At 71.5% G+C, this 11,088-nt stretch carries 10 protein-coding genes and 1 tRNA gene; all 11 read left to right on the top strand.

From position 1 onward, the window contains the following. Positions 1-33 precede the first annotated feature (33 nt). The 11 genes from J4H91_RS09985 (at position 34) to J4H91_RS10035 (ending at position 11,042) form a co-directional block, all read left to right on the top strand. Positions 34-1,851: a DEAD/DEAH box helicase family protein gene (locus J4H91_RS09985; protein ID WP_208046120.1), complete on the top strand. Its 1,818-nt coding sequence runs from the start codon at positions 34-36 to the stop codon at positions 1,849-1,851. A gap of 44 nt (positions 1,852-1,895) precedes the next feature. Then, positions 1,896-2,393, top strand: coding sequence for a Cys-tRNA(Pro) deacylase (ybaK, locus tag J4H91_RS09990; protein ID WP_208046121.1), 498 nt, complete (start codon positions 1,896-1,898; stop codon positions 2,391-2,393). Between the two features lie 229 nt (positions 2,394-2,622). Continuing rightward, positions 2,623-2,708 (top strand) — tRNA-Leu (locus J4H91_RS09995). A gap of 78 nt (positions 2,709-2,786) precedes the next feature. Continuing rightward, complete coding sequence (locus J4H91_RS10000) at positions 2,787-3,377, top strand: GNAT family N-acetyltransferase (protein WP_279543886.1); 591 nt, start codon at positions 2,787-2,789, stop codon at positions 3,375-3,377. 194 nt (positions 3,378-3,571) lie between these two features. Then, on the top strand, positions 3,572-4,441 hold the full coding sequence (locus tag J4H91_RS10005; protein ID WP_208046123.1) for a PPK2 family polyphosphate kinase: 870 nt from the start codon (positions 3,572-3,574) through the stop codon (positions 4,439-4,441). Positions 4,442-4,566: 125 nt separating this feature from the next. Continuing rightward, positions 4,567-5,562, top strand: a complete 996-nt coding sequence (gene mvk, locus J4H91_RS10010) for a mevalonate kinase (protein WP_208046124.1) — start codon at positions 4,567-4,569, stop codon at positions 5,560-5,562. Then, positions 5,559-6,545: a diphosphomevalonate decarboxylase gene (gene mvaD, locus J4H91_RS10015; protein WP_208046125.1), complete on the top strand. Its 987-nt coding sequence runs from the start codon at positions 5,559-5,561 to the stop codon at positions 6,543-6,545. Before mvk ends, mvaD begins: the two co-directional genes overlap by 4 nt. After that, positions 6,542-7,639, top strand: coding sequence for a phosphomevalonate kinase (locus tag J4H91_RS10020; RefSeq protein WP_208046126.1), 1,098 nt, complete (start codon positions 6,542-6,544; stop codon positions 7,637-7,639). Before mvaD ends, J4H91_RS10020 begins: the two co-directional genes overlap by 4 nt. Beyond that, positions 7,629-8,732, top strand: a complete 1,104-nt coding sequence (gene fni, locus J4H91_RS10025) for a type 2 isopentenyl-diphosphate Delta-isomerase (RefSeq protein ID WP_208046127.1) — start codon at positions 7,629-7,631, stop codon at positions 8,730-8,732. Before J4H91_RS10020 ends, fni begins: the two co-directional genes overlap by 11 nt. Before the next feature lie 46 nt (positions 8,733-8,778). Next, complete coding sequence (locus J4H91_RS10030; protein WP_208046128.1) at positions 8,779-9,849, top strand: hydroxymethylglutaryl-CoA reductase; 1,071 nt, start codon at positions 8,779-8,781, stop codon at positions 9,847-9,849. Continuing rightward, the gene (locus J4H91_RS10035; protein WP_208046129.1) at positions 9,846-11,042 is read left to right on the top strand and encodes a hydroxymethylglutaryl-CoA synthase; all 1,197 of its coding nucleotides are present in this window, start codon (positions 9,846-9,848) and stop codon (positions 11,040-11,042) included. The genes J4H91_RS10030 and J4H91_RS10035 overlap by 4 nt, the downstream gene beginning before the upstream one ends. The last annotated feature ends 46 nt before the right edge of the window (positions 11,043-11,088 follow it).

The following is an 11,088-nucleotide window of genomic DNA, read 5'->3' on the forward strand; positions in this document are numbered from 1 at the left end:
CGCTGTCGGCGTCACCGGCTAGTCTAGAGCGTCGTGACAGATTCGGACCCCGGCCTTCATCTCCCAGGAACGAGTGCCGCCGAACATCTGCCCCCCGCCTATCCCGAGCGCGCCGCCCACGGCACGGCCCCGCGCCTGCGCGCCTGGCAGGAGGAGGCGATCCGGCTCTATCTCGACGAGAACCCGCGCGACTTCCTCGCCTCGGCGACCCCCGGTGCGGGCAAGACGACCTTCGCCCTCAGGCTCGCCGCGATCCTGCGCTCGAACCGCACCGTGTCGCAGATCATCGTCGTCGCCCCGACCGAGCATCTGAAGACGCAGTGGGCCGATGCCGCCGCGCGCGCCGGCATCAGGCTCAACCCCAACTACTCCAACGGCGATGGCCTCGGCTACGGCAGGCACTTCCACGGCGTCGCGGTCACCTACGCGCAGATCGCGATGAAGCCCGTGCAGCACCGCCTGCTCACCGAGAGCGCGGACACCCTCGTGATCCTCGACGAGGTGCACCACGGCGGCGACGCGCTCAGCTGGGGCGACGCCATCCGAGAAGCGTACGGCAGCGCCAAACGCCGCCTCTCGCTCACGGGCACGCCGTTCCGCTCCGACGACGCCCCGATCCCGTTCGTGCAATACGCACCGCAGGGCGACGGCTCGCGCGTCTCCCTCACCGACTACGACTACGGTTACGGGCGCGCGCTCGCCGACGGCATCGTGCGCCCCGTGATCTTCATGGTCTACGCGGGCAAGATGCGCTGGCAGACCTCGGCCGGAGAGGAGATGGAGGCGGCCCTCGGGGAGGGCAACACCAAGGACATCACCTCGCAGGCCTGGCGCACGGCGCTCGATCCCTCGGGAGAGTGGATCGCGAAGGTGCTGCGAGCGGCGGATCGCAGGCTGAGCGAGGTGCGGCAGCAGATCCCCGACGCGGGCGGCCTCGTCATCGCCACCGACCACGCGGCCGCGAAATCGTATGCGAAGCAACTGCGCGAGATCACGGGGGAGGAGGTCGCGCTGATCCTCTCGGACGACAGCACGGCCTCCGAGCAGATCGACGAGTTCTCGATGGGTGCGAAGAAGACGCTGCGCTGGATGGTGGCGGTGCGCATGGTGTCCGAGGGCGTCGACGTGCCCCGTCTCGCCGTGGGCGTGTACGCGACGAGCTCGTCGACCCCCCTGTTCTTCGCGCAGGCGATCGGCCGCTTCGTGCGCTCCCGCCGCCGCGGCGAGGTCGCCTCCGTGTTCATCCCGAACGTGCCCGCCCTCATGCAGCTCGCCGCCGAGCTCGAGAAGGAGCGCAACCACGTGCTCGAGGGGCCGAAGAGCGCCGAGGAGATGTGGGACGCCGAGGCCGCGCTCATGGCCGAGGCCGAGCGCGAGGATAGAGCCTCCAACGAGCTCGAGGAGGCCGAGTTCAAGTACCAGGCCCTCGCCTCCGACGCGCACTTCGATCGCGCCGTGTTCGACGGCGCCGAGTTCGGCGGCTACGCGGAGGTGGAGAGCGAGGAAGAGCTCGACTTCCTCGGTTTCCCCGGCCTGCTCGAACCGCAGGAGGTGAAGGCCCTGCTGCAGCAGCGGCAGGCGCGGCAGGCCAGGCGCAGCGCGACCAGACAGGGCCTGCTCGAGCACCCGCCGGAGCGGGCGGAAGCACCCGAGGCGCTGCACCGCACGCTCGGCGAGCAGCGCAAACTGCTGAACTCGCTCGTCGGCATGTACTCCAAGGTCTCGGGAGAGCCGCACAAGGACATCCACACCGAGCTGCGCCGCGTGTGCGGCGGGCCGGCCGTGGCCCAGGCCTCCGTCACCCAGCTGCAGAAGCGCATCGACCTCCTGCGACGACGCCTGCGGCCGTAGGAGCGCTCCGATCCGTCGCCGGGACCGGTATCTAGACTGTCACCGTGGCGAAGAAGAAGCAGGGCGAGGGATCCACCCCGGCGACGGCGGCGCTGACGAAGGCGGGGATCCCTTTCGAGATACGCGCCTATGCGCACGACCCGCACGAGACGGATTTCGGGGGAGAGGCCGCCGCGGCGCTCGGGGTCGAACCCGAGCGCGTGTTCAAGACGCTGCTCGCGGAGGTCGACGGTGAGCTCGTCTTCGGCATCGTGCCGGTCGCGGGCAGGCTCGACCTCAAGGCGCTCGCCGCAGCCCTCGGCGGGAAGCGCGCCGTCATGGCCGATCCCGCGGTCGCAGAGCGCAAGACCGGTTACGTGGTCGGCGGTATCAGCCCCCTCGGTCAGCGCGCGCGGCTGCGCACGGTGCTCGACTCGTCCGCCGAGGGTTTCACCACCGTGCTCGTGTCGGGCGGTCGGCGCGGTCTCGATATCGAGCTGGCTCCTGCCGACCTGGTCCGGGCGACCGGGGCGCTTCTCGCCCCGATCGGGCGCGCAGGATGATGCCGGGGCCGCGCTGTGAGCGGCCTCTCGCGGAAGGGGTCGCGTTCGGGGGATATTCGGCCGTTAATACCCCCGAATGCGCCCCCTCGCGTGAGCCGAGGGTCGCTCCTGAGGATGAAGCGCACCCCGAGCCCGGTGCGACGCGCCCGGCGAATCGGCCGCGATTCGTGCGGTGGCGGGATCCGTGCTAACTTATTCTCTGTTCGGCCGATGAAGGTCCGGATGGTTCGCGCGGGTGGCGGAATTGGCAGACGCGCTAGCTTGAGGTGCTAGTGCCCGTATTAGGGCGTGGGGGTTCAAGTCCCCCCTCGCGCACGCGAATCGAATGGCCCCCGACCGGGTAGTGATACCGAGGTCGGGGGCTGTTCTGTTTCCCGGAAGTGCTCCGCCGCCATGCTGCTGCGTTCACGCTCCGCGGGCACAGCGGTGCGGGCGACCTCGATACGACGAAGGGAGAACCCGATGGCGCATAGGGATCTGCCGGGACTGCGGAGGGCGAAGACCTCCGACCACGCGGTGATCGTGGAGTGCATCGCGCGATGGTGGACCGACTCGCGCAGCCCGGAGCGGGCTCGTGAGCTGTCGCGGCTGCTTCCGAGACTGTTCCTGCAGTTCTTCTCGCAGACGAGCCTGGTGCTCGAGGATGACACGGGCATCCGAGCCTTCCTCGTGGGTCTCTACGCCGCGGACGACGACAGGGAGGCCTACATCCACTTCGTCGGGGTGGATCCCGAGCTCCGCGGCCGGGGCTTCGCACGCCACTTGTACGGGAGGTTCTTGCGGGAGGCGGCGGAGGCCGGGCGCCGCGAGGTGCGTGCGATCACCTCCCCGGGCAATAGCGGGTCGATCGCCTTCCACTGTGCGATGGGCTTCGAGTTCGAGGGCGGTGACCGGGTGGTGAACGGAGTTCCGGTGCATTCCGACTACGACGGGCCCGGCGAGGATCGCGTGTGCTTCCGGAGGGCGATCGCCCCCGCTGGTTGAGCGAGGCGCAGCCGAGTCGGAACCCTCGGGGGGCCTTGGTTTCGACTCGCTTCGCGGTTGCTGAGCGAGCGGAGCGAGTCGAAGTGCGCTCAACCAGCGGAGGGAAGCTCGCTCGACCAGCGGAGGGGCCCGACCGGCGGGGCGGCGGGGTAGCCTGGCGGGAGACGTCCGTCGAGAACCGCGCTGGAGGCCGCATGTCCGCACCTTTCTGGAGCTCCGAACCCGACGAGCTGCTGCGCGTCGGCCCTGATTTCCGGCTGCGGAGCGTCGACCCGGGTTCGAAACCCGGCACCGACGCCGACCGTGAGGCCGGCCGCGCAGAGCTGGCGCGCGCCTCCGAAGAGTTGCGCGAGCTGCAGCAGAAGCTGTTCGCGCAGAGCCGCACGGGGGCGAGGGATCGTCTGCTCGTCGTGCTGCAGGCCATGGACGCCGCGGGCAAGGGCGGCATCGTCAATCACGTCTTCGGAGCGTTGGAGCCCTACGGGCTGGCGCTCGCGGCGTTCAAAGCGCCCTCGGCGGAGGAGCGCGAGCACGACTTCCTGTGGCGGGTGGAGCCCCGCGTGCCCGGGCCCGGCGTGATCGGGGTGTTCGACCGCTCGCACTACGAGGATGTCATCGTGCAGCGGGTGCGATCCCTCGCCCCGCCCGAGGAGATCGAACGGCGCTACGAGGCGATCGCCGAGTTCGAGCGTCGCATCGCCGACGACGGGGTGCGGATCGTGAAGATCATGCTGCACATCTCCCCGGAGGAGCAGGCCGAACGGCTGCTCGCGAGGCTCGACGAGCCAGAGAAGCACTGGAAGTACGATCCGGGCGACGTCGATGAGAGGCTGCGCTGGGCGGAGTACATGGAGGCGTTCCAGGCCGCCATCGACCGCACGAACGCGCCGCACGCCCCCTGGTTCGTGGTCCCGGCGGACGCCAAGTGGTACGCGCGGGTCGCGGTGCAGCGGATCGTGCTGTCCGAGCTGCACGGGATCGATCCGCGCTGGCCCGCGGGCGACTTCGACCCCGAGGAGCAGCGGTCTCGGGTGGAGCGCACCCTCGATCTGCGGTGGCCGTGAACGGCCCGAATACCCGATACGAACAGGGTGGGGTGGTATCGTTCCTCGTTGGCGACGGTGCGTTCGTGACGCCATCAGCGCGTCCGCGCCATCGCAGACATTGACCGTCACCGAAACGGATTCGAATGAACACGACCTCCCCGATGCGCTCGGGCACGCCGGCCGCGCGACCGGAACGAGATGCGGGTGCACGCACGGGCACGGGCCGCGCGCACGCCAAGGCGATTCTCTTCGGCGAGCACGCGGTGGTCTACGGGGCCCCCGCCGTCGCGGTGCCGCTCTGCCAGCTCGAGGTCGAGGCCGAGGTCCGTACCTTCCACGGGGCGGAGACGCGCATCGAGAGCGAGCTCTTCGCGGGAACGCTCCAGGCCATGCCCGAGCGCCTGCAGCCCGTCGCGACCGCGGCGCGCGCATCGCTCGCGGAGGCCGGCCTCGGCTCGGCGGCCGTGCAGCTGCGCATCCGCAGCGCCGTACCGCACGGCCGCGGGCTCGGCTCGAGCGCGGCGGTCGCCGCGGCGGTCGCGCGGGCCACGGCTGATTTCGCCGGCCGCGAGTTCGACACCGAGCAGCTCTACGGCATCGTGCAGCAGGCCGAGCGCGTCGCGCACGGCAACCCGAGCGGCATCGACGCTCGGGCCGTCGCGGCCCGCGGCCCGATCCGCTTCCAATCCGGCAGCACCGCCGAGCTGCCGATCGGAGCGCCGCTGACCTTCGTGATCGCCGACTCCGGCGTCTCCGGCTCGACCGCCGAGGCCGTGGCCGGGGTGCGCGAGCTCCGCGCCGCAGAGCCCGCCCGGATCGACCGCGCCATCTCGCGCCTGTCCGACCTCGCCGAGGGCGCCACGCTCGATCTCGGCCTGGGCGACCGCGCCGCCCTCGGCGCCCGCATGCGCGAGGCGCACGAACTGCTGGGCCGGATCGGCGTCAGCACGACCGCCCTCGACGCGCTCGTCGACGCCGCGTGCGCCGCCGGTGCGGCGGGCGCCAAGCTCACCGGCAGCGGCCTCGGCGGCTGCGTTCTCGCGCTCGTCGACTCCGAGGAGCAGGCGGAGCGCATCGCGCTCACGCTGCGCGCCGCCGGTGCGCAGCGCACCTGGACGACCACGGTGCCCGTCGCATGACCGCCGCGACCGCGCGCGCCTTCCCGAACATCGCGCTCGTCAAGTACTGGGGGAAGCGCGACGAGGAGCTGATCCTGCCGGTCGCGGGCAGCCTCTCGCTCACTCTCGACATCCTGCCGACCACCACGACCGTGTCGCTCGCGCCCGAGGCCGAAGCGGATCGCTTCGAGCTGAACGGCCGGGAGGCGACGGGGGAGTCGCTGCGCAGGGTCGCCGCCTTCCTCGACCTCGTGCGATCCCTCGCGGGCTCGCAGACCCCCGCGTTCGTCCGCTCCCGCAACGAGGCGCCGACCGGTGCCGGGCTCGCCTCCTCCGCCTCGGGCTTCGCGGCCCTCGCGACGGCAGCGGCCGCGGCCTACGGTCTGGACCTCGACGCAAGGGGGCTGAGCCGGCTCGCCCGCCGCGGCTCGGGCTCGGCGTCGCGCTCCATCGTGCCGGGCGTCGCCGTGTGGCATGCCGGCGACGGCGACGAGACCTCGTTCGCCGAGGCGGTCGCCGCGCCCGAGATGCACATGGTGATCGTCACGGTCGACGCGGGGGAGAAGCCCGTCTCCAGCCGCGTCGCCATGCGCCGCACCGCGCTCACCTCGCCGTTCGCCGAGGCATGGCCGCGCACCACCGAGGAGAGCCTCGCCGAGATGATCTCGGCGTGCGAGGCCGGCGACTTCACGCGCATCGGCCGCATCACCGAGACGCACGCGCTCCGCATGCACGCGCTGATCCAGTCGGCCGATCCGCCCATCCGCTACCTCACGCCGCGCAGCGTGGCGGTGTTCGACGCCGTCGCCGAGCTGCGCGAGCGCGGCGTCGAGGCCTACGCCACGGCGGACGCGGGCCCGAACGTCGTGGTGCTCGTGCAGTCCGCCGATGCCGAGGCCGTCGCGGCGCGCATGGAGGAGTTCGGTCGGGTGCAGATCGCGAAGCCCGGCCCGGGCGTCGAGCTGCTGGAGGGCGACGCATCGCCCGAGGGCGATCCCTCGTGATCGAGGTCCGTTCACCGGGCAAGCTCTACATCGCCGGCGAGTACGCCGTGGTGGAGCCGGGCGAGCCCGCCGTGCTCGTGGCGGTCGATCGCTGCCTCACCGCGCGGCTGTCCGAGAGCACCGATGCCGGGCAGGTCCGCTCGGCGGGGGAGCAGCACGAGACCGTCTCCTGGACCCGCGAGGGGCGAGGGATCGCGGCCCGCGGCGCTCGCGGCGGCATCGAAGTCTCCGAGGACTACGCGATCGCCGCGATCGCCGCGGTCGAGGATCTGCGGCTGGAACGGGGGCTGCCGCCCCGATACTTCGACATCAACATCACGAGCGACCTCGCAGACGCGAGCGGTCGGAAGTTCGGCCTCGGCTCGTCGGCAGCCGTGACCGCGGCCGTCGTGTCGGCGCTCGACGAGTTCTACGATCTGGGTCTGAACCTCGTGGAGCGCTTCAAGCTCGCGATGCTGGCCTCCGCCGAGGTGTCGCCGCGCGGTTCCGGGGGCGACCTCGCAGCGAGCGTCTTCGGCGGGTGGATCCGCTACTCCTCGCCCGACCGCGAGGCACTGCGCCGGCACCGCGCGACGCGCGGCGTTGCGGCGACTCTCGCGTCGACCGAGGCGTGGGCCGGCTGCGGCGCGAAGCGGCTGCGACCGCCCACCGGATTGCAACTGCTCGTCGGCTGGACCGGATCGCCCGCCTCGACCGAGAACCTCGTCGAGCGCTCGCGCCGATCCGGCTCGACCGCGCCGTCCCGCGAGTTCCTCGCCGAGAGCCGCGCCTGCGTCGACGCGCTCGAAGCCTCCTCGGAGCGCGGCGACGTCGGCGCGCTCGACGCGATCCGCAGAGCGCGTCGCCTGCTGCGGCGATTCGGCGCCGAGTCGGGGGTCGAGGTCGAGACCGAGCAGCTGCGCGAACTGTGCGACGCGGCCGAGCGCCACGGCGCCGCAGGCAAGCCGTCGGGCGCGGGAGGCGGAGACTGCGGTATCGTGCTGGCACCGGAAGAACCCGCGCCGACCGGCATCCTGCGCGAGTGGGAGGCGCACGACATCCGGCGGCTCGACCTGTCGGTCCATCCGCCGCTGGGAGGCATCGATGACTTCTGAACGCGCGGCAGCGCCTGGCGCCTCGGTGCGCGCGGCGCGCAAGGACGATCACGTGCGCCTCGCCCTGCAGCAGCGCGAGGGCCGTTCCGCCCGCAACGAGTTCGACGATCTCGAGTTCCTGCACCACGCCCTCGACGGCGTGGACGCCGAGCGCGTCGACCTCTCGGTGCGCGTCGGAGAGTGGAGCTGGGCCACGCCGTTCTACGTCAACGGAATGACCGGCGGCACCGACCTCACCGAGCGGATCAACCGCCAGCTCGCCATCGCGGCGCGCGAGACCGGCATGCCCATGGCCTGCGGGTCCATGAGCATTGCCATCGACGATCCCTCGACCGCCCGCAGCTTCGCGGTGATCCGCGAGGAGAATCCGTCGGGCTTCGTCATGGCGAACCTCGGAGCGGGGCGCAGCGCGGACGATGCGTTGCGCGCGGTCGAGCTTCTGCAGGCGAACGCCCTGCAGCTCCACGTCAACCCCGTGCAGGAGACCGCGATGCCCGAGGGATCGCGCGACTTCTCGGGCTGGCTCGTCGGTCTCGAACGCATCGTCGAGGCGTCCCCGGTGCCGGTCGTCGCGAAGGAGGTCGGCTTCGGCCTCAGCCGTCGCACGCTGGAGAAGCTGCGCGGCATCGGTGTGCGGGTCGCCGATGTGAGCGGGACCGGCGGCACCGACTTCCTCGGCATCGAGAACTCCCGCGCCACGGCCGCCGATGACTTCTCGATGCTCACCGGCTTCGGCCAGTCCGCGCTCGCCTGTCTGCTCGACGCTCCCGCCGACGGGCCTGCGCTGCTCGCCTCGGGCGGAGTGCGCCACCCCTACGACGTGGTGAAGGCCCTCGCCGCCGGTGCCAGAGGGGTGGGTGTCGCGGGCGCGTTCCTGCAGACCGTGATGGACGGCGACGCCGAGGCGCTCGTGACGCTCGTGCGCGGCTGGCTGACGCAGACGCGCGCGCTCTTCGCACTGCTCGGGGCCGAGAACGCCGAGCAGCTGGCCTCCACCGATCTGATCCTGCGCGGCCGCCTCGGGGAGTTCTGCCGTCTGCGAGGCATCGACCCGGCCGAATTCTCCCGCCGCTCGGAGCGGCGCCCCGCGTGAACGCCACGATGACCCGAATCCCCGCTCAGCCCACCAGGAGGAAGCAGTGAACGATCCCGGAACGTTCAGCACCGAGGTGCCCACCCGCTGGGTCGGCCCGCTGCGCATCAGCGGCGACGCGATCGCGAAGGGAGAGCCCTACGCCGAGGTATCGGTGCCGCTCGCGACCTACGAGACGCCGCTGTGGCCCTCCGTCGGGCGCGGTGCGAGCATCTCCCGAGAGCTCGACGCGGGCATCCGCACCGTCGTCGTCGACGAGCGCATGACCCGCTCCTCGCTTTTCGTCGCCGACAGCGCGATCGGAGCCGAGGCGGCGGCCCGCGCCATCCGGGAGCGGCTGTCCGAGCTGGAACAGCTCGTGGCGGCCGATAGCAGGCACGCGAGGCTCATCGAGGTCCACCCCGAGATCGTGGGCAACCTGCTCTTCGTGCGCTTCGCCTTCACCACGGGCGACGCCTCGGGCCACAACATGGCGACCAAGGCGGCCGAGGCGCTCATGGAGCGCATCCTGTCGTGGGGGCTGGGCCTCGACTACGGCTCGATCTCGGGCAACTACTGCTCCGACAAGAAGGCGACCGCGGTCAACGGCATCCTCGGCCGAGGCCGCAGCGTCGTGGCCGAGATGCTGATCCCTCACGAGGTCGTCGGTCGGCGCCTGCGCACCACCGCGCAGCAGATGGCCGACATCGTCGTGCGCAAGAACCTCGTGGGCAGCACGATCGCCGGCGCCCTGCGCTCGGCGAACGCGCACTACGCGAACATGCTGCTCGCCTTCTACCTCGCCACGGGCCAGGATGCGGCCAACATCGTCGAGGGCTCCCAGGGCATCACCTACGCGGAGGCGCGCGAGGAGGGCCTCTACTTCTCGTGCACCCTGCCGCACCTGATCGTCGGCACGGTCGGCAACGGCAAGCACCTCGCCCACGTCGACGCCGCCCTCGAACGGCTCGGCTGCCGCGAGGAGCGCGAGCCGGGCGCGAACGCCAGGCGGCTCGCCGTGCTCATGGCGGCGACCGTGCTCTGCGGCGAGCTCTCACTGCTCGCCGCCCAGACCAACCCGGGCGAGCTCATGCAGACCCACCTGCTCATGGAACGGAAAGGACGCCAGAGCGCATGACGCGGATCGGCATTCACGACCTCGAACTCGCAACCGCACACCACGTGCTCGATCTCGATCGGCTCGCGGAGTCGAACGGCATCGACCCGAACAAGTTCCGGCTCGGCCTCGGCCAGGACGAGATGAGCGTGCCGGCGCCCGACGAGGACATCGTCACGATGGGTGCGTCGGCCGCGCTGCCGATCATCGAACGCAACGGGATGGACGGCATCCGCACGCTGCTGTTCGCCACCGAGTCGGGCGTCGACCAGTCGAAGGCGGCGGGCGTCTCGGTGCAGCGCCTGGTGGGCCTGCCGCCGCAGGTGCGCGTAGTCGAGTTCAAGCAGGCCTGCTACGGCGGCACAGCCGCCCTGCAGGCCGCGGTGGGCATCGTCAGCCGCTTCCCGGAGGAGCGGGTGCTCGTCATCGCGAGCGACGTCGCGCGCTACGAGCTCGACAGCCCCGGCGAACCCACCCAGGGCGCCGGCGCCGTCGCGATGCTCGTCTCGGCCGATCCCTCGCTGCTCGAGATCGAGCCGGCCGCAGGCCTCTTCACCGACGAGGTCGACGACTTCTGGCGGCCCAACGACTCGTCGACCGCGGTCGTCGACGGTGCGCTCTCGGTGACCGCCTACCTCGACGCCCTCGCGGGCTCGTGGGACGACCTGCAGTCGCGGGGCGGCCCCGGCATCGCCGACATCGACCGGATCCTCTACCACCAGCCCTTCACCAAGATGGCGAAGAAGGCCCAGGCGCACCTCGCGCAGCACACCGGCGCCGCGCTGAGCACGGCCCTCACCGAGGGGGAGGCGGCGGAAGCCGAGGGGCGGGACACGGGGCTCGCCGCGAGCTCGCTGTACAACCGCCGGCTCGGCAACTCCTACACGGCGTCGGTCTACGCGGCTCTCGCCGCCCTGCTCGACCACGACTCCGAGCTGGAGGGACGCCGAATCGGCCTGTTCAGCTACGGTTCGGGCAGCGTGAGCGAATTCATCACGGGGATCGTGCAGCCGGGATACGAGACCCGCGGGCACGCGGACCGCGTGTCGCGCGCGCTCGATGCGCGCGTGCCGCTCGACGTGCCCGCGTACCGCGAGCTGCACTCGACGGTCTACCCGAGCGCCGTGGACGTCGAGACGCCGCGCGTCACGAACGCACCATTCCGCTTCGCGGGGATCTCGGGCAGGGCGCGTCGCTACGAGCGGACGGTGTAGGCGCCGAGCGCGCCTCTCCTCCCGCTGATTGAGCGAGCGGAGCGAG

Origin of the sequence: Leucobacter ruminantium (genome assembly GCF_017565705.1) — a bacterium.
Classification (GTDB): Bacteria; Actinomycetota; Actinomycetes; order Actinomycetales; family Microbacteriaceae; genus Leucobacter; species Leucobacter ruminantium.

Bases quoted from the DNA above. Each gene is read 5' to 3' on its own strand.
- mvk (WP_208046124.1), top strand. From the start codon at position 4,567: ATGAACACGACCTCCCCGATGCGCTCGGGCACGCCGGCCGCGCGACCG.
- J4H91_RS10035 (WP_208046129.1), top strand. From the start codon at position 9,846: ATGACGCGGATCGGCATTCACGACCTCGAACTCGCAACCGCACACCAC.
- J4H91_RS10005 (WP_208046123.1), top strand. From the start codon at position 3,572: ATGTCCGCACCTTTCTGGAGCTCCGAACCCGACGAGCTGCTGCGCGTC.
- fni (WP_208046127.1), top strand. From the start codon at position 7,629: ATGACTTCTGAACGCGCGGCAGCGCCTGGCGCCTCGGTGCGCGCGGCG.
- J4H91_RS10000 (WP_279543886.1), top strand. From the start codon at position 2,787: ATGCTGCTGCGTTCACGCTCCGCGGGCACAGCGGTGCGGGCGACCTCG.
- mvaD (WP_208046125.1), top strand. From the start codon at position 5,559: ATGACCGCCGCGACCGCGCGCGCCTTCCCGAACATCGCGCTCGTCAAG.